The 24,822-nt window shown below is 69.1% G+C and carries 21 protein-coding genes and 1 pseudogene; 9 read left to right on the top strand and 13 right to left on the bottom strand.

The window, feature by feature from the left end:
- Window positions 1-6: 6 nt before the first annotated feature.
- Complete coding sequence (locus ABZ915_RS00315) at window positions 7-795, bottom strand: DNA-formamidopyrimidine glycosylase family protein (protein WP_361793282.1); 789 nt, start codon at window positions 793-795, stop codon at window positions 7-9.
- A 493-nt stretch (window positions 796-1,288) separates the two neighbouring features.
- Between ABZ915_RS00315 and ABZ915_RS00310 the strand changes: the two genes are divergently transcribed.
- The 5 genes from ABZ915_RS00310 to ABZ915_RS00290 all read left to right on the top strand — a co-directional run bounded on the left by ABZ915_RS00310 (window position 1,289) and on the right by ABZ915_RS00290 (window position 8,651).
- Window positions 1,289-2,719, top strand: a complete 1,431-nt coding sequence (locus ABZ915_RS00310) for a sugar porter family MFS transporter (protein WP_361793279.1) — start codon at window positions 1,289-1,291, stop codon at window positions 2,717-2,719.
- A gap of 56 nt (window positions 2,720-2,775) precedes the next feature.
- Complete coding sequence (locus tag ABZ915_RS00305; RefSeq protein WP_361793276.1) at window positions 2,776-3,132, top strand: universal stress protein; 357 nt, start codon at window positions 2,776-2,778, stop codon at window positions 3,130-3,132.
- Window positions 3,133-3,544: 412 nt separating this feature from the next.
- Complete coding sequence (gene lat, locus ABZ915_RS00300) at window positions 3,545-4,885, top strand: L-lysine 6-transaminase (protein WP_361793273.1); 1,341 nt, start codon at window positions 3,545-3,547, stop codon at window positions 4,883-4,885.
- Window positions 4,886-4,914: 29 nt separating this feature from the next.
- The gene (locus ABZ915_RS00295; RefSeq protein WP_361793270.1) at window positions 4,915-6,468 is read left to right on the top strand and encodes an aldehyde dehydrogenase family protein; all 1,554 of its coding nucleotides are present in this window, start codon (window positions 4,915-4,917) and stop codon (window positions 6,466-6,468) included.
- Entirely contained in the window at window positions 6,465-8,651 is a 2,187-nt protein-coding gene (locus tag ABZ915_RS00290) for a thiamine pyrophosphate-dependent enzyme (protein WP_361793267.1), read from the top strand. Before ABZ915_RS00295 ends, ABZ915_RS00290 begins: the two co-directional genes overlap by 4 nt.
- 98 nt (window positions 8,652-8,749) lie before the next feature.
- Here ABZ915_RS00290 and ABZ915_RS00285 read toward each other — a convergent pair whose 3' ends face one another.
- From ABZ915_RS00285 to ABZ915_RS00275, 3 genes are all read right to left on the bottom strand, one after another.
- A complete protein-coding gene (locus tag ABZ915_RS00285) occupies window positions 8,750-9,049 on the bottom strand; it encodes a hypothetical protein (protein WP_361793264.1) in 300 nt (99 codons plus the stop codon).
- 44 nt (window positions 9,050-9,093) lie between these two features.
- Window positions 9,094-9,783, bottom strand: a complete 690-nt coding sequence (locus ABZ915_RS00280; protein WP_361793261.1) for a DJ-1/PfpI family protein — start codon at window positions 9,781-9,783, stop codon at window positions 9,094-9,096.
- A 225-nt stretch (window positions 9,784-10,008) separates the two neighbouring features.
- Window positions 10,009-10,896, bottom strand: coding sequence for a glycoside hydrolase family 19 protein (locus tag ABZ915_RS00275; RefSeq protein WP_361793258.1), 888 nt, complete (start codon window positions 10,894-10,896; stop codon window positions 10,009-10,011).
- A 368-nt stretch (window positions 10,897-11,264) separates the two neighbouring features.
- Here ABZ915_RS00275 and ABZ915_RS00270 point away from each other — a divergent pair, with 368 nt between their 5' ends.
- Window positions 11,265-11,585: a hypothetical protein gene (locus tag ABZ915_RS00270; RefSeq protein WP_361795718.1), complete on the top strand. Its 321-nt coding sequence runs from the start codon at window positions 11,265-11,267 to the stop codon at window positions 11,583-11,585.
- Between the two features lie 275 nt (window positions 11,586-11,860).
- Here the strand turns inward: ABZ915_RS00270 and ABZ915_RS00265 are convergent, their stop codons facing one another.
- A complete protein-coding gene (locus ABZ915_RS00265) occupies window positions 11,861-12,640 on the bottom strand; it encodes an SDR family NAD(P)-dependent oxidoreductase (protein ID WP_361793255.1) in 780 nt (259 codons plus the stop codon).
- 327 nt (window positions 12,641-12,967) lie between these two features.
- Window positions 12,968-13,852, bottom strand: coding sequence for a winged helix-turn-helix transcriptional regulator (locus ABZ915_RS00260; RefSeq protein ID WP_361793252.1), 885 nt, complete (start codon window positions 13,850-13,852; stop codon window positions 12,968-12,970).
- 59 nt (window positions 13,853-13,911) lie between these two features.
- On the opposite strand from ABZ915_RS00260, the gene ABZ915_RS00255 reads away from it, so the two are divergent.
- Window positions 13,912-15,171, top strand: coding sequence for an MFS transporter (locus tag ABZ915_RS00255; RefSeq protein ID WP_361793249.1), 1,260 nt, complete (start codon window positions 13,912-13,914; stop codon window positions 15,169-15,171).
- A gap of 98 nt (window positions 15,172-15,269) precedes the next feature.
- Here the strand turns inward: ABZ915_RS00255 and ligA are convergent, their stop codons facing one another.
- Both ligA and ABZ915_RS00245 read right to left on the bottom strand, forming a co-directional pair.
- On the bottom strand, window positions 15,270-17,363 hold the full coding sequence (gene ligA, locus ABZ915_RS00250; RefSeq protein ID WP_361793246.1) for an NAD-dependent DNA ligase LigA: 2,094 nt from the start codon (window positions 17,361-17,363) through the stop codon (window positions 15,270-15,272).
- 346 nt (window positions 17,364-17,709) lie between these two features.
- Window positions 17,710-18,132 carry a VOC family protein gene (locus ABZ915_RS00245; RefSeq protein WP_361793243.1) on the bottom strand — a complete coding sequence of 141 codons (423 nt, stop codon included), beginning with the start codon at window positions 18,130-18,132 and terminating at the stop codon, window positions 17,710-17,712.
- A 158-nt stretch (window positions 18,133-18,290) separates the two neighbouring features.
- Between ABZ915_RS00245 and ABZ915_RS00240 the strand changes: the two genes are divergently transcribed.
- On the top strand, window positions 18,291-19,283 hold the full coding sequence (locus ABZ915_RS00240) for a WYL domain-containing protein (RefSeq protein WP_361793240.1): 993 nt from the start codon (window positions 18,291-18,293) through the stop codon (window positions 19,281-19,283).
- A gap of 199 nt (window positions 19,284-19,482) precedes the next feature.
- Window positions 19,483-20,718, top strand: a complete 1,236-nt coding sequence (locus tag ABZ915_RS00235; RefSeq protein ID WP_361793237.1) for an alpha/beta hydrolase-fold protein — start codon at window positions 19,483-19,485, stop codon at window positions 20,716-20,718.
- Between the two features lie 37 nt (window positions 20,719-20,755).
- On the opposite strand, the pseudogene ABZ915_RS00230 reads toward ABZ915_RS00235, so the two are convergent.
- The 5 genes and pseudogenes from ABZ915_RS00230 to ABZ915_RS00210 form a co-directional block, all read right to left on the bottom strand.
- Window positions 20,756-21,622, bottom strand: a pseudogene (locus tag ABZ915_RS00230) (NmrA family NAD(P)-binding protein); the annotation flags it as partial.
- 187 nt (window positions 21,623-21,809) lie between these two features.
- Window positions 21,810-22,355: a hypothetical protein gene (locus tag ABZ915_RS00225; protein ID WP_361793234.1), complete on the bottom strand. Its 546-nt coding sequence runs from the start codon at window positions 22,353-22,355 to the stop codon at window positions 21,810-21,812.
- 170 nt (window positions 22,356-22,525) lie between these two features.
- On the bottom strand, window positions 22,526-23,566 hold the full coding sequence (locus tag ABZ915_RS00220; protein ID WP_361793231.1) for a vWA domain-containing protein: 1,041 nt from the start codon (window positions 23,564-23,566) through the stop codon (window positions 22,526-22,528).
- Between the two features lie 167 nt (window positions 23,567-23,733).
- Window positions 23,734-24,099, bottom strand: coding sequence for a metalloregulator ArsR/SmtB family transcription factor (locus ABZ915_RS00215; protein ID WP_361793228.1), 366 nt, complete (start codon window positions 24,097-24,099; stop codon window positions 23,734-23,736).
- A gap of 201 nt (window positions 24,100-24,300) precedes the next feature.
- Window positions 24,301-24,675 carry a hypothetical protein gene (locus ABZ915_RS00210; RefSeq protein ID WP_361793226.1) on the bottom strand — a complete coding sequence of 125 codons (375 nt, stop codon included), beginning with the start codon at window positions 24,673-24,675 and terminating at the stop codon, window positions 24,301-24,303.
- Window positions 24,676-24,822: the final 147 nt, after the last annotated feature.

The raw sequence follows: 24,822 nt of genomic DNA, 5'->3' as shown, positions 1-24,822 counted from the left end.
GTGCGCTCAGGTCTCGTCCGGCTGGCACCGCGGGCACCAGACCGTGCTGCGGCCTGCCATACGGGAGCGGCGCAGGTGGGTTCCGCAGCGGGGGCAGATCGGGTCGGGGTCGTCGCGGTGGCCGGTGAGCCATGAGTCGCGCGGTGGGACGCGGCCGGCGGTGACCGCGGAGCGCAGCGTGCGTCGCATGTGGGTGTACAGGCGTCGGCGTTCGGCCTCCGTCAGGACGTCGGCCCGGGTGCTGGGAAGCAGCCCGGCGCGCCACAGGATCTCGTCGGCGAGCAGGTTGCCGAGCCCGGCCAGCACGGACTGGTCGGTCAGCGCGGTCTTGATGTGACCACGGCGTGAGGCGAGTGTGGCCTCGAAGTCCTCGCGGTCCACCGCCAGTGCGTCGGGGCCCTGGCGCTCCAGCAGCCGGGCGACGGCGGGACCGTCGTCGGCCAGCCAGAGGCCCTGGAGCTTGCGCTGGTCGCGGTAGCGGAGCTGACGGTCGCCGCTCAGGGTGAACAGGACGCGGTCGTGGGCCTCGACCACGTCGTCGGGGTGGGCACACAGCAGTCGGCCGGTCATGCCGAAGTGCAGCAGGAGGGTCGGTCCGTCGGTGTGGGCGAGCAGCCACTTGCCGTGCCGCTCCGGCCCGGTGAACCGCCGGCCCTCCAGAGCCTCGCGCAGTCGCCGTACGCTCACCCCGTGCAGGACACCCTTGTCTCGTACGTCGACGCTCCGGATGCGCCTGCCCTTCGCGCAGGTGACGAGCACCTCGCGGAAACCCTCGACGTCCGGCAGTTCAGGCACGGCGAAGATCCCCAGGTAGGGCGGTCAGAAACCCCCCGGCCGCGGCCGGCCGGGTGTCCCGGCGCACACGTCTCATGTTGCTCTCCCGCCAGGTCCGATGCCTCCTGCCTACAGGCTTCCCCGGCGCCGCGCACGCGGGCGGGCACCGTCACCGGACGGCCCACAACGACCGAGCGGGCCGGCCGTCCGATCTGACGAGAGTCTTGACACGCACATCCGGGCAACACACCATGAACGAACACCCAGAATTAAAGCGCTCTAAATCAAGGGTCGGCGGTTCAGCGAGACTGATCCCGCGGCGAACATCCCGCCGCTCTTCGATGAGGCGGTGCAGCGCGGACCGCGCTACCGGTGCGTACTCATCGGCAAGCGCTGCCGCCGAGGCACCCGTGACCCGGCGGACCCGGAAGGGCGGAGCGGCACCGGGGTCCTCCCGAGGCCCGTCGCGCGGAGTCGTGTCCAGCCGGCCCTCACGGACAGATATGGAGTCCCTATGCCCCATGGCCCGACAACCAGTTCGAAGAACGGCGTCACACTGCCGCCGCTGCGACCCGGGCCGCACCAGAGACGAATGGACACGGTGGCCGTGGTCGCCACCTTCGGCGGCCTTCTCTTCGGCTACGACACGGGTGTCCTCAACGGCGCCCTGGAGCCGATGCAGAAGGATCTCGGACTCGACAGCGTCACCGAGGGCCTGGTCGTCAGCATCCTGCTCATCGGCGCCGCCATCGGTTCCCTCGTCATCGGCCGCATGAGCGACACCCTGGGGCGGAAGAACACCCTGACCGTCCTCGCCGTCATCTTCCTGGTCGGCACGCTCGGCACGGTTTTCGCCCCGAATCTCGGTGTCATCCTGCCGGCGCGGCTGGTTCTCGGTCTGGCCGTCGGCGGTGCATCCGTCGCGGTCCCGGTGTACCTCTCCGAGCTGGCGCCCACCGAGCGGCGAGGAAGGCTCGGCGGCCGCAACGAACTCGCCATCGTCGTCGGCCAGATGCTGGCCTTCGTCTTCAACGCCGTGATCGCCGGTATCTGGGGAGACCACGACGGCATATGGCGGTACATGCTGGCCGTCTGCGCCCTGCCCGCCGTCGCTCTCTTCGTGGGCATGCTGCGGATGCCGGAGACTCCGCGCTGGCTGGTTTCGAAGGGCCGCTACGACGAGGCGCTGGCCGTGCTGATGCAGGTACGCACGGAGGACCGCGCCCGCGCGGAGATGGCGGAGGTCGAGCACCTCGCCGGGGAAGAGGAGGAGTCGCAGACCGGAGGCATCCGTGACCTGGCCATCCCGTGGGTTCGCCGCCTCTTGCTCGCCGCGATCGTCATCGCCGTCGCGCAGCAGTTCACCGGGGTCAACTCCGTCATGTACTACGGCACGCAGCTGCTCCAGGTCGCCGGCTTCAGCCAGAACGCGGCACCGATCGCCAACATCTCCTTGGGAGTCATGGCCGTGATCGGTGGAGCGATCTGCCTGTTCGTCCTGATCGACCGCATCCCACGGCGCAAGATCATCATCATGGGCCTGGTCGGGACCACGATCTGCCACGGCCTCATCGTCCTGTCCTCCGCCCTCTTGCCGGACGGCAAGTTCCGGGCCTTCACGATCCTCGGCTTCGTCGCATTGCTCGTCCTGGTCATTCAGATCACCCTGAACGTCCCCGTCTGGGTCTGTCTCTCCGAGCTGTTCCCGCTGCGGATGCGCGGCTTCGGCATGGGAGTCGGCGTGCTCGTCCTGTGGCTGGCGAACGCGCTGGTGGCGCAGTCCTTCCCGACGCTGGTGTCCATCGGCGGTATCACCGGCACCTACGGGACGTTCTTCGTACTCGGCGCCGTCTTCTCCTTCCTCGCGTGGAAGACGCTGCCGAACACCAGCGGACGCTCGCTGGAGGAACTCGAGGAGGCCTTCATGCGAGGCGACCTCCGCTGAGCACCTCCGATACCAGGGCCACAAATCCAAGTCCCCGGACCAGACGCAGGAGACTCATGACCGTCATCGTGGCAGTCCCCGACAGCATCGAAGGCGCTCGTGCGCTGTCGGCCGCCGTCGCCGAAGCCCGGTACCTCGGTACGGACCTGGTCGTCTGCAACCTCGGCCTTCGGCCGCTCGGCACGGCCTCCGTCGATACCGGCGTCGAACTCACCATCATCGACCGCAAAGGCAAAGACGATCGCGACCCCGTCGACGCCGTCCTCAACGAGATCACCAGCCGCGGCGCCACCCGACTCGTCATCGGCATCAAGCGCCGTACCCCCGTCGGCAAGGCGATTCTCGGCAGCGTCAGCCAGCGGCTTCTGCTCCAGAGCCCCGTCCCCGTCCTCGCCGTCAAAGTCGACGACTGAACCTCGCCCGCCCACCCGCCCGGACCCGGTTCCGTCCTTCGGTCGTGTCGCGCAGGCCCTGTTCACCGACCGTACGGCTGCCCTGCTCGACGGCAGGCGGTCGGGGCGGGGACCCGGCGACGGGCTCGGGCATGCGGACGCCCCTGCGTCGGCATCCTTCCATCGCCGGAAAGCCGGTCCTCGCAATTTCCATCAATTCCGGCATACTGCTCAAAACGGCGAGACGGCGACCTTGCTCGCCTTTGTCGTGGTCGTGGGCGGTGTCGCCGTGGCCGGATCAGCCCATTTTTTCCGCGACCCTACCAATGGGCAAAACTTTGTGGTTACTGTTGCGTGATAGCTAAAATATTTCTTCTGCTCCCTGCGTTTACCGAAAGACCTTCTGTGAACAGCTATCGAGAGTAGGTGCTCCATGACGGTTGCCGCTACGTCGACGGCTCACCCGGACGAGGTGCACGAGAGGCTCGGCCGCCATGTGCTGACCGACGGTTTCAAACTGGTGCTCGACCCGCTCGCCAGTCAGGGCTCGTGGATCGTCGACGCGCGCACCGGTGAGAAGTTCCTCGACCTCTACTCGTTCTTCGCGTCCGCTCCGCTGGGGCTCAACGCGCGGGGCATCGTGGACGATCCGGAGTTCATGACCCTGCTCGCGCAGGTGGCGGCGAACAAGCCCGCCAACTCCGACATCTACACCACGCACTACGCCGAGTTCGTCGAGACGTTCGCCCGGGTGCTCGGTGATCCAGAGCTGCCGAGACTGTTCTTCGTCGAGGGTGGAGCGCTCGCCGTCGAGAACGCGCTCAAGACGGCGTTCGACTGGAAGAGCCGCCGCAACGAGGCCGCGGGCCGCTCACCCGAGCTCGGCACCAAGGTGCTCCACCTTCGGCAGGCGTTCCACGGCCGCAGCGGCTACACCCTCTCGCTGACCAACACCGAGCCCAACAAGACGGCCCGTTTCCCGAAGTTCGACTGGCCGCGCATCGACGTACCCGCCGTGCGGTTCCCCCTCCAGCACCACCTTGCCGAGGTCGAGGAGGCCGAGGGACGGTCCCTCGAACAGGCGCGACGAGCGTTCGAGGACAACCCGCACGACATCGCCTGCTTCATCGCCGAGCCGATCCAGGGCGAGGGGGGCGACAACCACATGCGTCCGGAGTTCCTGCAGGCGATGCAGGCGCTCTGCCACGAGTACGACGCGCTGTTCGTGCTCGACGAGGTGCAGACCGGGGTGGGAATCACCGGCACCACCTGGGCCTACCAGCAACTCGGCCTCGAGCCGGACATCGTCGCCTTCGCCAAGAAGGTCCAGCTCGGTGGCATCATGGCCGGCCGCCGGGTCGACCAGGTACCCGACAACGTCTTCCGGGTGTCCGGGCGGATCAACTCCACCTGGGGCGGCGGGCTGGTCGACATGCTCCGGGCACGCCGCATCCTGGAGATCATCGAAAGAGACGACCTGGTGGCCCGTGCCGCAGCCGTGGGATCGTGGTTCCTGTCCGAGCTACGTGATCTGGAAGTCCGACACGCACCGGTGACGTCCAACTCGCGCGGGCGCGGACTGATGAGCGCCATCGATCTGTCCGACAGCGGCGTCCGCGACGAGGTGGTTCACCGGTTGCGAACCGAGGAGCAGGTGATCGCATTGCCGTGCGGTGAGCGTTCCGTGCGCTTCCGCCCTGCCCTGTCCGTCACCCAGGACGAGCTCGGGATCGCCCTGCGGGCCCTCGACCGGATCCTCGCCGGTCTGCACTGACCCCGTACCAGCCGACAAGGAGCAAAGCCATGGCCCGTTCCGTCGCCTCGATCGTTGCCGGCCGCCTGGTCGCCGGCGCCCCCGGCGGGACTCTTCAGCGCCCCAATCCTGGTCGTACCGCAGAGCTGGTCACCGAGGTCTCGCTCGGGGACGCCTCGACGTTCGTCGAGGCCGCCAGGGCCGCGAAGGCGGCCCAGCGGTCCTGGGCGGACGTCCCGGCGCCGGTGCGCGGATCCGCGATCGGAAAGATCGGCCGGCTCGTCGAAGCCAACAAGGACCGGCTCGCCCGCATCGTGACCGAAGAGATCGGCAAGCCGTTCGCGGAGGCACTCGGCGAGGTCCAGGAGATCATCGACACCTGCGACTTCTTCCTCGGCGAGGGCCGCCGGCTGTACGGCCAGACGGTTCCCTCGGAGATGCCCGACAAACAGCTGTTCACCTTCCGCAACCCCGTCGGTGCGGTCGCCGTGATCACCGCGGGCAACTTCCCGGTGGCCGTCCCGGCCTGGTACCTCGTGCCGGCGCTCGTGACCGGCAACACCGTGGTGTGGAAGCCCGCGGAGTACGCCGCGGCGAGCGCCAAGGCCCTCTTCGAGCTGTTCGTGCACGGAGGCGGCCTGCCCGACGGAGTGCTCAACCTCGTACTCGCCGACGGGGAGCAGACGTACGCCGGTCTGGAGGCCTCCCTCGGAAGCGGGCTGGTCGACAAGGTCGGCTTCACGGGGTCCACGCTCGTCGGCCAGAAGATCGGCGCCCTGTGCGGAAGCCACCTGCAGACCCCGTGCCTGGAGCTGGGCGGCAAGAACCCCCAGGTGGTCACCCCGAGCGCCAACCTCGACCTGGCGGTCGAGGGGGCGTTGTTCTCCGGATTCGGCACCGCGGGGCAGCGCTGCACCTCCCTCGGGACGCTCATCGTGCACGAGTCGGTGCACGAGGACTTCCTCGCCCGCTTCGACGCCGCGAGCCGCGCGGCACGCATCGGCGACGCGTTCGAGGACGTCCTCTACGGTCCGATGCTCGACGAGCGGTTCGCGCGGCGCTACGAGACCTTCCTCGGGTGGATCAAGGACCATCACCGCACCTACGGCTCCGACGGCGTCGGGCGGATCAGGGCCGACAACCCGCGCAAGGGCTTCGTCGGGGACCCTGAGGCGGGCATGTTCTACCACCCGGTGATCGTCGACGGGGTGCGCCGCGACGACGACCTGTTCCTCACCGAGACCTTCGGCCCCATCGTCTCAGTGACCACCTACCGGGACTTCGACGAGGCCCTCGACCTGGCCACCGCCCACGGCTACGGGCTGTCCGCCGCGATCTACACCACCGATCCGCACGAGGTGTGGACGTTCCGGCGCGGCATTTCCGCGGGCATGGTCAGCGTCAACAACACCACCTCCGGAGCCGAGGCGCACCTCCCGTTCGGCGGCAACGGCAAGTCGGGCAACGGCAGTCGCCAGTCGGGGCAATGGGTGCTCGACCAGTTCACCCGCTGGCAGTCGATGAACTGGGACCACTCCGGCCGTCTCCAGAAAGCGCAGATGGACGTGGCCACCCTCGAACCCGACCTGTCCTTCCGCCTGTGAGCAGCGCAGAGGACCTGGACCGGCACTTCCGCGAGGCAGTGTCCGGTCTCCGGTCTCCCGACCACGCCGCGAGTCCGGGCGGCGCCCTGGACACCCGTACCGCGCTGGACCTGTTCGACGCCCAACTGGAGAGCCGGCACACCGACGCCGCCGCGCGGTGGATGCAGCAGCAGGGCCGTGGCTACTACACCATCGGATCGAGCGGGCACGAAGGCAACGCCGCGCTCGCCCTCGCGTTGCGCCCCACCGACCCGGCGCTGCTGCACTACCGGTCCGGCGCCTTCTACTGCGCCCGCGCCCGGCAGGCCGGCGGTGTCGACGCGGTCAGGGACATGCTGCTGGGGGTGGCCGCCGGGGCCGAGGAGCCGATCGCCGGTGGCCGGCACAAGGTGTACGGGCGTCGCGAACTGGCCGTCATCCCGCAGACGTCGACCATCTCCTCCCACCTGCCGCGGGCAGTCGGGGTGGCATGGAGCATCGCCCGCGCCAAGCGGCTCGGGGCCGAGTGCGCCTGGCCCGAGGATGCCGTCGTCTGCTGTTCCTTCGGCGACGCCTCGGTCAACCACTCCACGGCGGCCGGCGCCATCAGCAGCGCCTGTCACGCGGCCTACCAGGGCCTTCCGATGCCAGTGCTGTTCGTCTGCGAGGACAACGGGCTGGGGATCAGTGTGCCGACACCGCACGACTGGGTGCGGCGCGCCTACGGAGACCGGCCTCCTCTCGCCTACTTCGCCGCGGACGGGTGCGATCCGTCAGCCGCCTTCGCCACCGCGTCCGAGGCAGTGGCCCATGTACGCAAGCACCGGCAGCCCGCGTTCCTGCACCTGTCGATGGTGCGGTTCCTCGGCCATGCGGGCTCGGACGCCGAAGCCGCCTACCGGCTGCCGTCCGAAGTCGCCGCGGATCTGCGACGTGACCCGCTGCTCGCCACGGCCCGGCTGCTCACCGCGACCGGCGTCCTCACCGAGGAGCAGGTTCTCGACCGGTACGACGAGGTCGGGGGACGGGTGTTCGCCATTGCCAAGGAGGCCCTCGACAGCGAGCCCTTGACCACCGCCGCGGAGATCGCCGCCCCCATCGCACCCCGCCGTCCCGATCTCGTGGGGGCTGCGGCACGCCGTACGAGCGAACCACCCGCAGGGCCCGGCGGCGAGCCCGTCACCGTCGCCCAGGCCATCACCCGCACACTCGCCGACCTGCTCGACAGCTACCCGGAGATGGTCGTCTTCGGCGAGGACGTCGGCCGCAAAGGCGGGGTCTACGGACTGACCCGGGGACTGCAACGGCGTTTCGGCAGCGCTCGGGTCTTCGACACCCTGCTCGACGAGCAGGCCATCCTCGGCCTCGCGCTGGGGGCCGGGCTGTCCGGGCTGCTGCCGGTGGCGGAGATCCAATACCTCGCCTACCTGCACAACGCCGAGGACCAACTGCGCGGCGAGGCCGCCACGCTTCAGTTCTTCTCCCAGGGCCAGTACCGCAACCCCCTTGTGGTCCGCATCGCCGGCTACGGCTACCAGCGCGGGTTCGGCGGCCACTTCCACAACGACAACGCGCTCGGCGTCCTGCGTGACATTCCCGGTCTGGTCATCGCCTCCCCGTCCCGCCCTGACGACGCCGCCGCGATGCTTCGCACGTGTGTGGCAGCGGGGAAAGTGGACGGAACGGTCAGCGCCTTCCTCGAGCCGATCGCGCTCTACCACACGCGAGATCTGTACACGGAGGGTGACAACGCCTGGCTCGCCGCTCACCCGCCATCCACGGAGCACGTACCGATCGGCCAGGCGCGCACCTATGGCGCAGGCGCGGACCTGACCCTCGTGACATTCGGCAACGGCCTGCACATCTCGCTTCGCGTCGCACGCCGGCTGGAGCGGCAGGGTATCGCGTGCCGGGTCGTGGACCTGCGCTGGCTGGCCCCCCTGCCGGTCGAAGACCTGCTGCGGGAAGCCCGCGCGACGGGACGCGTCCTCGTGGTCGACGAGACCCGCCGTACCGGAGGCGTGTCGGAGGGAGTCGTCACCGCCCTGGTCGACGCCGGATTCACCGGCGCGATCCGACGGGTCGCCGGCGTGGACAGCTTCATCCCGCTGGGGGAGGCAGCGCAGTTGGTGCTCGTGTCCGAGGCCGACGTCGAGCGCGCCGCCGGCGAGCTGCTCTCGGCAGGCCCGCATCCTCACCGGTGAGGCCGGCCAGGTGACCGGCGACGACTGAAGCCGGGCTGTGACGCGGCCTCAGCCATGGCACGAGAGATCTTGAGGCACACAGCGTCTCCTCAGGCTGTTCAGGCGCGGCGCTGACCGGCGACATCGGTGCGGGGCAGGCGGCCCGCCTTGGAGGTGCCGGTCATCGTGTCGCCGTCGACGACCACGTCGAAGGCGACGTTCAGGCGCATCGGCTTGGTGATGGACTGCCGCCAGGTCAGCCGGTTTCCGTGCAGTGCGAGGTCGCGCAACGGGACCTCCTCGCCCGCACCGTGCGCGCTGCCGCGCCAGGCTCCGGCTTCTTCACGCAGGTCGAGTACGACGGTGATCTTCCCGATCGGAGTGGCGATGGACAGGTCCCAGGTGCCGGCGGGGTTCATGTCGAGAGTCCTTCTGTGCGATGTGTGCGGGTACGTGCGGGCGGTCAGAGCGAGGCGGGTACGGGCCCGCGGTCGCGCCACACGACGCCGCGGCGCTCGTGGGCGAACAACTCCTCGACGGCGTGCGCGATCTGCGGCCCGACCTCCCGCTCGAGCAGGTACAGGCCCAGGTCGAGCCCGGATGTGACACCGGCCCCGCACACCAGGTCCCCGTCGTCCACGACGCGTGCGTGCACCGCGTGGGTGCCTGTGGCATCCAGCAGGTCCATGCCCATGTGGTGGGTGGTGGCGTAGCGGCCTTCGGACAGACCGGCCAGGGCCAGCACGAGGGAACCACCGCACACCGTGGCTACGGTCACCTGGGGGTTCTCCATGGCGCTCTTCAGCAGTGCCGGGAGCCCGGTGCCAAGCGTCCGGCCGAGGAGTACGGAGATGTACTCGTCCTGCCGCCACGTGCCGTTGTCCTCGTCGAACTGCGAGAGTTCGTCAGGTTCACCGACGAGCCCGGAGGCCCCGGGCACCAGGACCAGGTCGCAATGAGCAGGGTCGAGCGGGGCTGTGGCCCGCAGCCGCAGGCCACCGGTCCCGCTGACCACCTCACGCGCCCCCTCGGCGGAGACCAGTTCCACCGTCACCGCCCCGCCGGAAGCGGTGCCGCCTGCGTACAGCACCTCGTAGGGACCGATGACGTCGAGCGGGTCGAAGCCGTCGAACAAGACGATCTGGGCGTGCATCTGACTGCCCTTCAGGTGAGTGATGCCGACAGCCCCGACACTAAGCGCCACTCTTGTTGATCAACCAGTGGCGAAAATGCCGAGAGGCAACGGAATATCGCCATCGCCGCTCACGCCCCTGCGGATGGCAGGCGGATGCTACTCGTCCACCGCATCGCGCCGAAGCCGATGCGGTGGACGGCGGTGAGCCGAAACGCACTCACTTCACGAACTCCTGCACGGCGGTCAGCAGTAGAGATTGCCGCCGGGCGACGTCCCGAGGATCTGGGTGAACCGCTGGTAGGCGTCCACGCGGCTCTGCACCTGCGCCGGGTTCCTGCCGTCGCACTCGAGGGAGCCGTTGATGCTGCGGATCGTCTGGCCGAAGCCGGCGCCGTTGACCATGGCGTTGTGGGGCGTCATGGTGCCGGGCCCGGTCTGGGTGTTCCAGTACCAAAGGGCCGTCTTCCAGGCCACGGCGGCGTCGTTCTGCACCAGCCACGGGTTGTTGAGCAGGTCGATGCCGAGTGCGTCGCCCGCGGCCTTGTAGTTGAAGTTCCAGCTGAGTTGGATGGGGCCGCGCCCGTAGTAGGCCGACTGGCCGGCCGGGCAGCCGTACGGCTGGCTCCAGTCGCAGTAGTGCGAGTAGTTGGCCGTGTTCTGTTCGACCACGTACACCAGACCGCCGGTCTCGTGGCTGACGTTGGCGAGGAAGGCCGCGGCCTCCTGCTTCCTGACCGTGTCGCTGCCGGTGTTCGCGAAGGCGGGGTAGGCGCTGAGAGCGGCGGTGAGGCCGCTGTACGTGTAGAACGAATTCCGGTTCGGGAACATCTGGTTGAACTGGGCCTCGCTCACCACGAAGGTGCCGACGGGCGTCCCGGAGCCGTCGCAGGCGTAGGGGTCCCAGTACCAGGTGCTGATGGTCGGGTCGTAGCCCGGGTTGTCGTGTTCGGCGATGTAGGCCTTGCCGTCGGTGTATCGCACGATGTCGCCGGTGGTGTATGTCCTTCCGGCGACCCAGCTCGGGTAGCTCGAACACGCGGCGGCGGACGCGTTCGTGGCCGGCAGCAGGACCGGCACGGTGCTTCCGAGGACGAGTGCGGTGACCACGGCGGAGATGCGGCGCCTCGACACAGGATCAACTCCTTTGCGGAGCACGGCCGCACCCGGACAAGGGCAGGGCAGAGCCGGACCTTGTGCGCACGTGCCGGTCGGCGGACCGGCCACGGCGTGGGCACGGCCGTGGTGGGGGGTGTGAAAGCACACTCAACCGCTTTGGTCTGTACCAGTCAAGGGTTTAGACCAGTCAACCCGCGCCGTCCGGAGGACGCCGAGGGAGCGACCGAGACCGCTGATGCCGCCCCGCATTGCCAACTGCGCTCGGCTGAGGGAGCAGGCGCCTCACCTGCGGCACGTATATCGCGTTGTGGGTCCAGGGGCGCCGACATAAGGTCACCGGCATGTCTTTGCGTCTTCGTATGCGTCAAGCACTGCCGGAAGCGATGCGCGCCCGTGACAAGGCCGCGGTGAGCGCTCTGCGTGCGACGCTTGCCGCGCTGGACAACGCTGAGGCGGTCCCCGTGAGCGAAACCGAGCTCCGTGGCCTGGCCCTTGAGCAGTCGCCGGTGGGTGTCGGCGTCACCGAAGCAGCGCGGCGTGAGCTGAGCGAGCACAGTGTGGTGGATGTCGTGCGTGCCGAGGCCGCCGAGCGGCTGCAAGCTGCGGCGCAGTTGACTGCGCCCGCGCACGCTGCCCGGGCCGCGCGGCTCCGCGCAGAGGCCGCCGTGCTGCTTGGCTTCCTTGACGAACCGGGCACCACATAGGACACGGCATGGCGTCGCAACCCGAGGCGACGCAGGAGCAGGGCCAAGGCCAACCGGAATCCCGGGGAGTTCTGGTCCGGCGGGCAGGTTCGAATCAGTCGTTCGCGTGGGCGATGCGCGGTGCGGAGATGAGGTGCCGACGGGCCGGTCTCGTCGTGGATCCCGGCCTCGTCGGCGTGTTCAGGCCGACCTAAGGCCTCTCAAGGCAGCGGTCTTGCCAGTGGTCGTGAGGGCTGCCGCTTCACCCTCGGCGAGGGCCTCTTCGTGGGTTCGGGCTATGCGCCGATGCCGCCCTGCGGGCTCCACGCGGGGGCGCCGGCCTGGGGGGTCAGTTCCACGGGGTGGGCCTGCTCGACGCGGTCGCGCTTGGTGTACATGTCCCAGTAGTGCTCGGCGAGTTCGTCCGGGTGGACGACGGGGAACTCGGTGCCGAAGGTGTCCGGAACCGCAGCGTCCGCGCCGGCGGCGGCCGCCTCGGCGGTCTCACTGTTCAGGATCAGGGCAGCGACGGTGAGGGTGCCGACGTAGACGCCGCTGTCGGCGAGTTCACCGTTCAGGGAGTACAGCCAGTTGCGGGCGGCGGACATCACCGGGCCCGGGCCGCTGAGATGGGGTACGGGCTGTGCGGCCGTGTAGCCGGTGGTCATCAGGTAGGCACCGTCGCCGCGCTCGGTCATCTCGGGCAGCACGGCGCGGGCCACCTCCACCGGGGTGAGGAGCAGCAGGCGCGAGAACTTCTCCAGGGTGGCCGCGTCCAGGCGGCTGGCCGGAGTGAAGGACACGTCGCCGCCGATCGGGGCGTACTCGACGACGTCGATCCGGCCGAAGCGCTCCCGGATGGCGCCCACCAGGGCGGGCACCCCGGCGGGGTCGGACAGGTCGGCGGGGAAGGCTGCGGCCTCGATGCCCTCGCCCCCGAGCTGGGCGGCCAGGGCATCGAGCCGGTCCTTGCGGCGGGCCACCAGGGCGACACGGAAGCCTTCCCGGCCGAAGCGGCGGGCGACGGACGCCCCGAGACCGGTACCGGCACCGAAGACGGCGATCACTTTCGACATGAGGCTCTCCTGCTCGCTTCAGAGATATCCTGACCCATGGGTCAAGTTCCACTTCGACGATAACACCTAACTTGACACAGAGGTCAAGTTAGGTGGCTGGAGGGGAATGTGATCATGGATGCCGAGCACGCGACGAGGGGGCAAGCCGGATGCGGGCCGGCGCGCAACGCAACGCGGAGAAGCTGCGGGCGGCGGCAGCCGAGCTCGCGGCCTCCAGGCCCCCCTGGCCGAGTTCCCGGAGCAGGTAGATGCCGGCTCCGGCGAACGGGGCGGACGGCACTGGAACCGGCCCCCGGTGCGCGCCCCTCGTCTCGGCGGGCTGAGCCGTCACGCTCCTGTCAGCGAGTCGACGAGCGCCAGGGCGTCGTCGACGGAACCCGCCGGGTCGTTGAGCGGGTACAGCACGCCGCGCACCGTGCGGGAGGAGTCGAGGACGAGGGTGAGCCGCTTGAGCCGGTCCACACCCGCTGCGCGGAAGGTGGGCAGCCGCAGCGCCGCGGCCAGTTGCAGATCGGCGTCGGACAGGAGGGGGAACGCGATCCGCTCGTGCTCCGCGAAGGCGGCGAGCTGGTCGGGGCGCTGGGTGCTGACTCCGTGCACCCTCGCGTCGCGCTCCGCGAAGGCCGCCATCCGGTCACGATAGGTGCACGACTCGAGCGTGCAGCCGCGGGCGCCGGGGATCTGGCCCCAGCCCGGCGGATAGTCGTGCCCGCCGGGTGCGTAGGCCCCGGGGAAGCAGTACAGGACCGTCCACGCCCGGTCCGTGGAGACCGGGTCGACCGGCACGCCATCGGGGCCGGCGAGTTCGAGCTCGGGGAGCCGACGCCCTACCAGGGCGTGCACGCGTCGGGTCTCGGCGGAGTCGGTCGCGCTGGTGGCCGACAGGACGCCGTCGCCCATGACATGGCGGGCGCCCCAGTCCTGGAGGGCGACGAGGACCGGTAGCAGGCCGCGTCCGGCCGGCGTGAGGTGGTACTCGTACCGGGGAGGGTGCGGGCTGTAGAGACGCTTCTCCAGCACTCCGTCCGCGACCAGGGTCTTCAGGCGCTCTGTCAGTACTTTGCGACTGATGCCGAGCCCGTCCCGGAGCGCGTCGAACTGGTGCGTCCCGCCCGCGACGTCGCGGATGAGCAGCAGCGTCCATGGGTCACCGACCACCGCCAGCGACTGCGCGATCGCGCAGTCCGGGTCGCCGAGCTCTGTGTACCGCATGATCCATGAGTATAGTCAGTTCCCTAAAGGGACTCACTCGACGGTCGCAGGGGGCAGGTATGACGACGGCGGTGCAGGGACGGGGAGAGAGGGAGAATCAGCCGGACAGCGCGTCGCGCGTGGCGGCGTTCTGGCGGTACTGGGGTGCGTCCACGGTGAGCGGGATCGGCGACGCCGTGACGGCGGTGGCCCTGCCGTTGCTCGCGGTACTGGTGCTGCACGCCTCGGCGTTCGAGGTCAGCCTGATCACGGCCGCCTCCTTCGCATCGTGGCTCCTGATCGGCCTCCCGGCCGGAGTCCTCGTGCACCGTCTGCCGTTGCGCGGGACGCAGGTGGCGATGGATCTGGTCCGGGCCGCTGCGGTGGCCTCGGTACCGGTGGCTGCCGCGCTCGGCGTCTTGAGCCTGCCGCAGCTGATCGTCGTGGCCCTGGTGGTCGGGCTGGCATCGGTCGTCTTCGACGTCGGCAACTCCACCTTCCTGCCCTCCATCGTCAGCAAGGAGGAGCTCACCGCCAGGAACAGCCTCACCTCGGGGACCCGGGCGGCGACCCAACTCGGTGGGCCGTCCCTCGGCGGCGTGCTGGTCCAGTTGCTCGGGGCGGCGACGTCGATCGTGGTCGACGCGGTGAGCTACCTCGTCTCGGCCGCGCTCATGGGCAGCCTGCCGCAGGTCGCGCACCCCGCACAGGAGGGGTCGCGCCGCGGCATGGGCGAGATGATCCGCGAGGGCTGGCGCTACGTCACCCGCCACCCGGTCATCGGCCCCTGCACGGCGGACGCGACCGCCGTCAACTTCGTCTGCGGCGGCCTGATGGCGCTCACCCCGGTCTTCCTGGTCCGCACCCTCGACGCGCCGCCCGCCCTGGTCGGGATACTCATCGCGACCGACGGCCTCGGCACCCTGGTCGGTGCGGCGCTGACGCCCCGGATCGTCGCACGCCTGGGCAGTGGCCGGGCGCTGTGCTGGGCCGCGGTGGTCTCCCCGTGCTTCGCGGCGCTGATGCCGCTGGCCGGCCACTCCGTGGCACTCGGCCTGTTCGCCCTGGGGAACGGCGGTTTCGCCGGGGCTGTGGTGGTGACGAGCATCGTGACCCGCACCTACCGGCAGACCGCCACACCCCCGGAGCTGCTGCCGCGCGTGATGGCGACGGTCCGCTTCATCTCCTGGGGTGCGGTCCCGTTCGGCGCGCTGGCCGCGGGAGGTGCCGCCGCCCTGTGGGGAACCCGCGCCTCCTTCGCGCTCATGGCCGTGTTCTCCATGGTCAGCCCGGCGATCCTCCTCGCGAGCCCGATCCGCCGGATGCGCGAGCTCGCGTGAACCCATTGGTCGGCCAGTTCGTCGACAAAGCCGGAGCCGTCGGGCTTGAAGGCAACGCAGGCGGTCGCTGCGGTGTGCGGGTGGCCCGTCGGCCGGGGTCAGTCCAGGTAGTCGGCTATGAGCAGGGCGAACTCGTCGGGTGTGGCCAGTCGGATGCCGAGGTCCTCGGCCTTGGCCCGCTTGGATCCGGCGCCTTCCCCGGCGACGACGAGGGTGGTCCTTTTGGACACGCTGGAGGATGAGCGTCCGCCGGCCCGCTCGATGAGTTCGTTCATCTGGTTGCGGCTGAGCTGCTCCAGAGGTCCGGTCATCGCGCCGGTGACCACCACCGTCATCCCGGCGAGCGGATCGCCGGCCGCGGCGCCACCAGGGTCCTCGGCGGTCCCGGACGTGTCCTCGCCGACCGCGGATGGGGGAGTGGCGCCGGGTTCGGCCATGTTCACCCCGGCCGCTGTGAGTTTGTCGACCAGCCCGGCGAGTTCGGCGAGTTCGGCGACGATCGCGGGTGCCTTCTCGGCGCCGATGCCCTCGACCTGCTGCAGGGCCTCGGCGTCGGCGGCGCGGATGTTGTCCATGGTGGCGAAGTGCCGGGCGATACGGCGGGACATGGAGCGGCCCGTGCCGCGGACGCCGAGCGCGCACAGCACCCGCGCCAGCGGTCGTGTCCTGGCCGTGGCGAGCGCGGCCAGCAGATTGTCCGTGCTGGTTTCACCCATCCGCTCCAGCCCGAGAAGCTGGTCCCGGGTCAAGGTGAACAGGTCGGCGAGATCCGCGACCAGGCCCGCCTCGACCAGTTGGACGATGCGGGTGGCACCCAGGCCTTCGATGTCCAATTGGTCGCGGCCCACGGCGTAGGAGAGGGAGGCGACCAAGTGGCAGTTGCGGCCCTGCCCGCACCGCCAGCGTTCCTGGACGGTGTCGATACCGGAGCCGCACCGCGGGCACACCTCGGGGAAGACGATCGGTTGCTCTTCGCCGGTGCGCAGGTGGGCGACCGGGGCCTCGATGCGCGGGATGACATCGCCGGCGCGGTGGACCATCACGTGGTCGCCCAGGCGCAGGTCGCGGCGGGTGATGTCGGCCGGGTTGTGCAGTGTGGCGTAGGTGATCGTGGAGCCGTCGATCTCGACCGGTTCCAGGACGCCACGCGGGGCGATGATGCCGGTGCGGCCCACGTTCCACTCCACTGCCAGCAGCCGGGTGATCTTCTCGACGGCGGGCAGCTTGTAGGCGATCGCCCACCGCGGCGCCCGCGAACCGGACCCGGCGGCCTGCTGATCGTCGGCCAGGTCGGCCTTGATGACGATGCCGTCGATCCCGAACGGCAGTTCGGCACGCAGCGCGGCGATCTCCTGCACCCGGGTCAGGACCTCGTCCGTGGTGGCTGCGGTGATGCCGGGCACCGCGGTGGTGGCGGTGGTGTTCACTCCCAGCTCTCCGGCCAACGTCATCAACTCACTGTGTGCGAGGCCGCCCAGCCGCGCGGCCAGATCGTCGTCGCTGTCGGGCAGCGGCAGCATGCCGTAGCCGAAGAAGGTCATCGGGACCGTGTAGGCGCGGTCCTTGGCCCGCAGGGTGCCGGCGGCCGCGCCCCGAGGGTTGGCGAAAGGCTGCCCGCCGTGTGCGGTGCGCACCTCGTTCGCGTGCTCGAACTGCGCGTTCGTCATGAGGACTTCGCCGCGCACCTCCACGCTGACCGGCTGGGACAGCGTTTCGGGCAGGCCTTCGACGGTGCCCATCGCGTGCGAGACGTCCTCCCCGGCCGTCCCGTCGCCGCGCGTGATCAGCCGGGCCAGCCGCCCGTGGGTGTAGCGGGCGGCGATGGCGAGTCCGTCGAGTTTCGGCTCGACGGAGAAGCGTTCCGTCTCGTGCCCGATCCGGCGCGCCAGCGAGGCCGTCCAGGCCGTGAACTGCTCGGGCGAGAACACGTTGTCCAGGCTCAGCATGGGCACCGTGTGCGGCACGTCGCCTTCCACGGCACCGCCGGCGACCTTTCCGGTCGGCGAGTCGGGCAGCACCTGATCGCGATGATCGGCCTCCCACACGGCGATGCCCCGTACCAGCCGGTCGTACGTGTCATCGTCCAGCGGGGAAGTGCCGTCCGCGTAGTAGGCGGCCGCGGCCTTCACCACGGTCTCGACGGTCTGCGCGTAGGCAGCGGCATCCATGATCTGCGCAACTGGTGTGGTCATGCCTGTCATCCTGCCTGCCACCACTGACATCGATACTCGTAGTGGTGCCGCCTACCGCCAGCCACCGGAGTCCGCCCGCCCCTCAGGAAGGCCGCGAGCGACCCCGTGAGGGCGAGGAAGGTCTCCGAGCCGACTCCCTCCGTGAGCCGGACGCAGGGCGGCGGGCCGCGACATCGACAGCCCCGCCTGCCGCCGCGCCCTCACCTTCGCCCGGCCCGCCCCAGCTTCCGCATCCGCACGGTGCCCCGTTTCCATCCGCTGCTGTGCGTGTTCGGTGCCTGCACCGTCCGGGCCGCCCGTGTGGCTGCGGCGGGCCGGACGGCACAGGCATGTCGGGGCGGCTGGGTCAGCCGTTGTACGGGGCGGCGACGTCCAGGACCCAGGTGACGCCGAAGCGGTCGGTGAGCATGCCGTACAGCGGCGCCCACTGCGCCGGCTCCAGCGGACGCGTGACGGTCGAGCCCTCGGCGAGCTTGCCCCACAACGCGCTGATCTCCTCGGCGTCGTCACCGCGTACGGAGACGAAGAACGGGTTCTCGCCCTGGTTCCAGGGCAGCTGCGAGGGCACGTCGTAGGCCATGACGTGGAAGCCGTTGTCGCCGGCCACCTCGCCCCACATCACCCAGTCCGCCTCGCTCTCGTTCTGCACGGCGCCCGCGTCCTTGTAGGTGACCGCGACCGTACGTCCGCCGAAGACGGACTGGTAGAAGTCCAGCGCCTCACGTGCAGCGCCCCGGAAGTTCAGGTGGGTGGTGGTCGTGACGGACATGATCTGCTCCTTGCTTCGACAAACCGATTACGCCGCCGACCGGCCAAGCCCTGTGGCGGCTGCCGTGACCAGGAGCGATGCCTCCCGAACGGCTCGTATGCCACCATGGCGGAGGTAGAGGACAGGTTGTGTCCTGTACTGCCGTAAGGATGGATCTCATGCATAAGACCTCCTCCCGGCTGCTCGCTCTCCTCTCGCTGCTTCAAACGCACCGTGACTGGTCCGGCCAGGCGCTCGCCGAGCGCCTCGACATCACCTCGCGCACCGTGCGCCGTGACGTCGACCGCCTGCGCGAACTCGGCTACCGGATCACGACCGCCAAAGGACCGGCCGGCGGCTACCGCCTGGAGGCCGGCACTCACATGCCACCCATGCTGTTCGACGACGACCAGGCCGTCGCCCTGGCCGTCGCGCTGCAGACCACAGCGACCGGCACCACCATCGCCGAAGACGCCACCCGCGCCCTGGCCACCCTCCGCCAGGTCATGCCACCCCGCCTACGCCACCGCATCGACCTGCTGCGCATCACCGCCGTCCAACCGCCCGCGGGCCGCGACACCCCGCAGGTCGACAGTCAGGTCCTGGTGGACCTGAGCCGCGCCATCCACGCCCGCGAGGAACTGCGCTTCGACTACACCCCAGGCCCAAGCACCTCAGCCGACAACCCCCGCCGCGTACAACCCCACCACGTGGTCACCTGGCGCAATCGCTGGTACCTCGTGGCCTGGGACCTCGACCGCGAGGACTGGCGCACCTTCCGCGTCGACCGCATCCGGCCCCGCACACCCACCGGCCCCCGCTTCGCCCCGCGCGAACTCCCCGGCGGCAACATCTCCACCTTCATCACCAGCCGATTCCGCGGCAACGAGGGCCCCACCACCGACTGGCCCTGCCAAGGCGAAGTCATCCTCCACCTCCCGGCCGCCGACGTCGCCCCCTTCGCCCAGGACGGAATGGTCGAGGAACTCGGCCCCCACCACTGCCGACTCACCCTGGGCTCCTGGTCATGGACCGGACTCGCCGCCACCATCGGCCGCTTCGACACCGATATCGAGGTCATCGGCCCACCCCGACTGGCCACGGCATTCGCAGACCTCGCCGCCCGCTACGCCCACGCCGCAGAACGGGAGATCGGTTCCCTGCCGGAGTAAGATCATTCGAATGTCAGGATCGCTTGGCGGGCGTGAAGTTCGACAGGCACCGCGACAGGCCGGGCATCTGCGCACCGACAATCGGTGCTTCCGCGTAGAACCAGAGGGCTTTGCCCTCGTTGAGGAACGTAGAGATGTCTGTAGCCCTCTTTCTGTATGAAGGAATCAGCACAGGCAAGAAAACCGGGGATCGAGTGGCATGGGTTTGACCAGCGAAGCGACCGTGTACGTCATGGCGGCCTTGTCCGTCGTCTGTGTGGCTCTGCTGGTCTGGCTGTGGCCACGGCTTGCGCGACAGGGCTTGCGGCAGGTGCTCGGACGGCTGGCGGCCATCGGAGTGACGCAGGTGGCGCTCATCGCGGCCTTCGCGTGTTGGCTGAACTCGTCGTACCAGTTCTTCGGATCGTGGGGCGAGCTCTTCGGCGACACCGAAACCGCTCCTGTCGGTGTGACGCAGGCGTCCATCGGCAACGGCACGGGGCGCGGTGTCGCGGTGACGGGGAAGTTGATACAGCCCGGCACCAACGAGCAGTTGAACCGGGTCGGTGGACTGCCCACCGGTCCTGCCGCGGTGAACGGCCGCGTGGAGTCCGTGAAGGTCATCGGCCGCCGCACGGGCGTGGTCGACCCCGCGTTCGTCTACCTGCCGCCGCAGTACTTCCAGAAGGCGTACGCCAGGCAGCGCTTCCCGGTGATCGTGGCGCTCAGCGGATATCCCGGCAGCATCTTCAATCTCGCCGAGCACCTGAGGGTGTCGCAGACCGCCGGACAGCTCCAGAAGAGCGGTCAGATGCAGCCGACGATCATGGTGATGATCCGGCCGACGATCGCACCGCCGCGCGACACCGAGTGCGTGGACGTGCCGGGCGGGCCGCTGACCGAGACCTTCCTGGCCAAGGACCTCCCGGATGCCCTGAAGTCCGCATACCGGGTGGGGCACGACGGCAGTGCCTGGGGCGTCATGGGCTACTCGTCCGGCGGCAGTTGCGCCCTGCAGCTGACGATGCGCAACCCCGGGGTGTACACAACCGCCGGCGCGCTGTCCCCCGACTACAAGGTCAAGGACGACCCCACGACCGGCAACCTCTTCGGTAGCGGCCCGAGTCGCATCGACCGGGTCAACGAGCACGATCTGATGTGGCGGCTGAAGCACCTGCCCGCACCACAGGTCTCGGTCATGGTCGCCGAGAGCAAACACGGCGAGCGGGGCTACCCGCAGACACTGGCCTTCATCAAGGCCGCCAAGGCACCCATGCGCGTCGCGTCGATCCAACCCGACCAGGGGAGTCACAACTTCCCGACCTGGGTACGGGAGATGCCCGCCACCCTGAAATGGATGGGCCAACAGCTGACCTTCCCCCAGGATGTGGTGCCCCGGCACCACCCCAAGAAGACGACGTCGCCCGGACCCGTGCCCCCCAACCGACGTCCTTGACGTCCACCGGCCCGCACCTCTGGAACTGAGCTGCCGCTCAGCCCAGGTAGAAGTCCTTGCGGGCGGACACGAACGCCTCGATCGTCTGGGCGGGTATGCCCGTCACGCTTTCGACGTCGTGAGAAGTGCGGTCGTAGCGGTTTTCGCGGTGCAGTCGGGCCATGGTGGCGATGTGCTGTTCGGTGTGTGGTGACAGGCCCGCCTTCGCGAGCACATCGGCCCGCCACTGGTCCAGCGGCACGTTCACATAGGTCACCTCGCGCCCCAAGGCCTGGGAGAACTCCTTGGCCATCTCGGTCATGTCGACCGAGCGTGGTCCGGTCAGTTCGTAGACGTGCCCGATGTGCGGGGCCGGATCGCGGAGCACGGTGGCGACCACCCGGGCGACGTCCCGCACGGCGATCGGCGAGGTGCGCCCGGTGCCGAACGGCAGGACGATCGTGCCGTTCTCCCGGATCGACGCCGCCGCCAGGGTGGTGAACAGCGGGTTGTCCAGAAACGACGTGGGCCGGATGTGGACCACGGGCAGGCCTGACCAGTTCAGAACCTGCTCTGCCAGCCAGTGCAGCCGCTGCTGGTCGGACTCGGCGGTGCTGGTGGCGGTCATCTGCGACACCGTCATCTGCGACATGCCCACCAGGACCTCCAACTGCCCGTACTCGCGTGCCACAGTGGCCACCACCGTCGCGGCCAGCAGATGGTCCGGTGACACGGGCATCGCGAAGTACATCCGCCCGACCCCCTCCAGCGCGGTCGCGACGGTCTCCGGCCTGGTCAGATCACCGACGACCACCTCCGCGCCGAGCGCGCGCAAATCGGCTGCGCGCCCGTCGTCGCGGCGGACCATCACGCGCACCGGTACGCCCTGCGCTTGGAGCTCCTCGAGGACCGTACGGCCGACGTCACCTGCGTTGGCGAGGAGGACGGACGAGGCTGGTGGCGGTCATTGGTCGATCTCCTCGATGAGTAGCGGCCGGGCGGACGGTCGCAGCAGGCTTGCCCGATGCCCAGGCCACGGCCCTTCTCCGCCTCCGAGCTGGATCGAGGCGGAAGCTGTGCGGGTGCCATGGCGCAGGGACGGGCAGGGTTCTTCAGCTGTCGGCCTTGTCCTCCTGTCCGGCCGCGTCGCCGATGGCGACGCGCAGGTCATGCATGCCTTGCAGGATGTCGATGAGAGCTTCTTCCGCCCCGCTCAGAGCGCGTCGGGTTGCCTCCGTATCGCCGCGCTCCGCGTGCAGCTGGGCGCTGAGCGCGTACACCGCTGTCATCACGGCGGCGAAGGCGGCCTCCCGGCCCGGTGGCAGTTCTTCCGCCTCCGGTTCGGAGACCTGCAGCGCGGTGCGCTGCAGCCTGTTCGTCAGGACGTTGACCGCGAGGCCAGGAGCCGCTCCCAACTGTTCCCCCCAGCCGAGCAGCGTCTCAAGGACGTCTTCGATCTCCTCTTCCTCGGTCAGACGGGTTGCGGCGGTGATCTCGAGCTCCGTCTTCGCCAGCAGACTGCCCAGCAGGTGCAGGCGGTCTTCTTCCTGCGGCCCCTCGGGTCGCTTCTCCGGATCTGCCACCGGTTCAGCTGCCAGAGCGGCCAGCGCTGCGTAGATCTGCTCAGCACTTGCCGGGCGCTCGCTACTGATGCTCACGCCTTCAGCTTCCCCCAGCGAAGGCATATCCGCCCGCCCAGGCATCGCCCGGAGCACGGTCGCGCCCGGTCGCAACAGCGAGCGTAGATCGTTCAAGTGTTCGATAATGGGACTTGTGCTGCCCACCGGCACCTGAAGGGGCTGAGCGACCGGACCCTGTTTCCCGGGCGTCAGAGCATGAGCAGTAGCCGCGTGTTGGGGACGAGCTTGCGGTTCACGCTGGTGCTCTGCACGAAGATCGTGAAGTCGTCGTTGTGGTCCGGCCTGACACGGGCCTCCGCGTCCGGCAGGCCGAGCAGGGCTCGGGCCTCGGGCCCCGTGTACACCCGGTCCGTCTTCTTCTCCAGCACCGCGATCTGCTTCCGCGCCTGTATCTTCTCCGACTTGCTCAGCTGGTAGAACGCGCCACCGGTACGGTAGGTGTGCCCGCATTCGATGACCCAGTCCCGGATCGCCGCGTCACGAGTCACCGGGATCAGCTCGTACTCTGCCGGATCCGCCGGGGTGAGGCCGGCCGCCTTGATGGTGTCCTTGTTGACCGCCTCAGCACCCGTGGAGAACACCGCCCGCGATCCCCGGATGCCCTGGGAGCGCCCCACCATGAACTTCTCGGTGGCCTGCCGGATGACCTGCCCTGCCTCCTCCAGACCCTGCGTGCTCGTGGCGTCCCAGATGGCGATGTTGTCCTTGGGGAAACCGCACTGCATGGCCTCGCGCTTGCCCATCTGGTCCGGCACCAGGACGGCCAGCGTCCAGTTGTCCTCCTGTGTCGCGGTCATCTTGGCCACGGCCTCGACCAGTTCACGCGGATCCCTGGCAGGAGCGTCCGGGCAGCGATGACTTGCGTTCTCCTGACCGTCGGTGAGCACGAACGTCAGGAAGCTGTGGTCGCCGTACAGTTGAGCCGTCTGCGCCAGCTCCCGCTGTGACTTCAGTGCCGCCGCCAGCAGAGCCGTCATCCCACCGACCCGGTACAGCTGCTTCAGCGACGGCATCCGCAGCACGTCCTTGTCGTAGATGACGCACTCCACCTTGTCCGCGAAGACGTACACCGTGACGCGGGTTTCCTGGTCCAGTTCCCCCGATCGGCGGGCAAGGTAGGCGATCTGCTGGTCGGCGACTTCGACGACCTTGCGGCTCAGGTGCGACATGGACGAACTGGCATCCAGCACGAGAGCGACGTGATTGATGTAGTTCTGGCTTCCGGACATGACTGCTCCCCCTCTTTCCGACTCGATGCTCCTACCGTCTCACGCACCACTGACAATCGATCTTGGCTCCCGGCCCCCGGCCCCTGGAGTCAGCGCGTGACAGCCCTCTGGTCGTCACGGCTGCCGGACGTCCGGCGTCAGGTTGCTGGAGAGCGTGCGCGGTACCGTCAGCCGCGGCTGTTCATGGACATGGGTGCGGCGGACGCATCGGCCTGGCGCAGTTCGGCGAGGAGTACGTTCTGCCCGTCGAGGAGTTCGGTGAGGATACGGCGGGCCGCGCGCAGGAGTTCGGCGACGTCGCCACCGGCCAGTGCGTAACGGACGGTGGATCCCTCCCGGATGGACACCACGATGCCGGATCGGCGCAGGACGGCCAGTTGTTGCGAGAGGCTGGACGGCTCGATCTCGATGTCGGCGAGCAGGTCCCGCACGAGAACCGGCCCGTGCTGGAGCAGTTCCAGGACCCTGATCCGTACGGGGTGCCCGAGCATGCGGAAGAAGTCCGCCTTGGCCTGGTAGAGGGGGACTTGCATGAGCGCTCGCTCTCTGCCCGTCGGGTGGGTTGGGGTTGCCAGGGTGCGGCGGCGCCCTGTGACACCGCCGCACCGGCCCTTTTACGGCCCATCCTTGCTGCTCGGGGCCGTGCGCAGGCATGAATTGGGGTCATGCTGATGTGGTGACTTGAAGAAGTCTTCACATCGTGGGCGCACGTCGCCCCGGGTTCTGAGACGTCGCTAGACCTCGAGCTGCTCCTCGACCCGCTTGAGTTGGTGGCGGGCCATGGCCAGGTTCGAGAGCTCCTTGTCGAGGACCAGGTAGAGGAACAGGCCGTTCCCGCTGCGACCGGTGATCAGGCGGATGAGGTGGTACTGCTTCTCGAGTGTGATCAGGATGTCCTCGATCCGGCTCTTGAGGCCCAGCTCTTCCATCGTGCGCACCTTCGCGCGGATGACGTCCGTGTTCCCGGCCGCGGCGATCGTCAGATCGAGGTCCTTGTCCCCGCCCAGCGTTCCCAGGGCCATGCCGCTGGTGTAGTCGACGACCGCGGCTCCCAGCGCCCCCTCGACAGCGGTCATCATTTCCTTCAGTGACACTTCCACGCTCGCCATGGCGACGTCCTCCCCTTGACTGTCGGTTGCGACGGACCGGCGCTTCGCCGGCCCGTCCGATACACGGACCGTAGGCCCGGGGGAGTGACGCCGGGTCAGCGTCTCTGGGACTGACAGATGATGACCGAAGAACCGCGCTCGTTGTCC

This window comes from Streptomyces sp. NPDC046915 (assembly GCF_040644935.1).
GTDB lineage: Bacteria > Actinomycetota > Actinomycetes > Streptomycetales > Streptomycetaceae > Streptomyces.
Note: the sequence above shows the minus strand (reverse complement) of the source record. Positions and strands in the feature narration are given on the sequence as shown.

Coding starts and splice junctions, on each gene's coding strand:
- ABZ915_RS00310 (WP_361793279.1), top strand. CDS start 1,289: ATGCCCCATGGCCCGACAACCAGTTCGAAGAACGGCGTCACACTGCCG.
- ABZ915_RS00305 (WP_361793276.1), top strand. CDS start 2,776: ATGACCGTCATCGTGGCAGTCCCCGACAGCATCGAAGGCGCTCGTGCG.
- lat (WP_361793273.1), top strand. CDS start 3,545: ATGACGGTTGCCGCTACGTCGACGGCTCACCCGGACGAGGTGCACGAG.
- ABZ915_RS00295 (WP_361793270.1), top strand. CDS start 4,915: ATGGCCCGTTCCGTCGCCTCGATCGTTGCCGGCCGCCTGGTCGCCGGC.
- ABZ915_RS00285 (WP_361793264.1), bottom strand. CDS start 9,049: ATGAACCCCGCCGGCACCTGGGACCTGTCCATCGCCACTCCGATCGGG.
- ABZ915_RS00280 (WP_361793261.1), bottom strand. CDS start 9,783: ATGCACGCCCAGATCGTCTTGTTCGACGGCTTCGACCCGCTCGACGTC.
- ABZ915_RS00270 (WP_361795718.1), top strand. CDS start 11,265: ATGCGCGCCCGTGACAAGGCCGCGGTGAGCGCTCTGCGTGCGACGCTT.
- ABZ915_RS00265 (WP_361793255.1), bottom strand. CDS start 12,640: ATGTCGAAAGTGATCGCCGTCTTCGGTGCCGGTACCGGTCTCGGGGCG.
- ABZ915_RS00260 (WP_361793252.1), bottom strand. CDS start 13,852: ATGCGGTACACAGAGCTCGGCGACCCGGACTGCGCGATCGCGCAGTCG.
- ABZ915_RS00255 (WP_361793249.1), top strand. CDS start 13,912: ATGACGACGGCGGTGCAGGGACGGGGAGAGAGGGAGAATCAGCCGGAC.
- ligA (WP_361793246.1), bottom strand. CDS start 17,363: ATGACCACACCAGTTGCGCAGATCATGGATGCCGCTGCCTACGCGCAG.
- ABZ915_RS00245 (WP_361793243.1), bottom strand. CDS start 18,132: ATGTCCGTCACGACCACCACCCACCTGAACTTCCGGGGCGCTGCACGT.
- ABZ915_RS00240 (WP_361793240.1), top strand. CDS start 18,291: ATGCATAAGACCTCCTCCCGGCTGCTCGCTCTCCTCTCGCTGCTTCAA.
- ABZ915_RS00235 (WP_361793237.1), top strand. CDS start 19,483: ATGGGTTTGACCAGCGAAGCGACCGTGTACGTCATGGCGGCCTTGTCC.
- ABZ915_RS00220 (WP_361793231.1), bottom strand. CDS start 23,566: ATGTCCGGAAGCCAGAACTACATCAATCACGTCGCTCTCGTGCTGGAT.
- ABZ915_RS00215 (WP_361793228.1), bottom strand. CDS start 24,099: ATGCAAGTCCCCCTCTACCAGGCCAAGGCGGACTTCTTCCGCATGCTC.
- ABZ915_RS00210 (WP_361793226.1), bottom strand. CDS start 24,675: ATGGCGAGCGTGGAAGTGTCACTGAAGGAAATGATGACCGCTGTCGAG.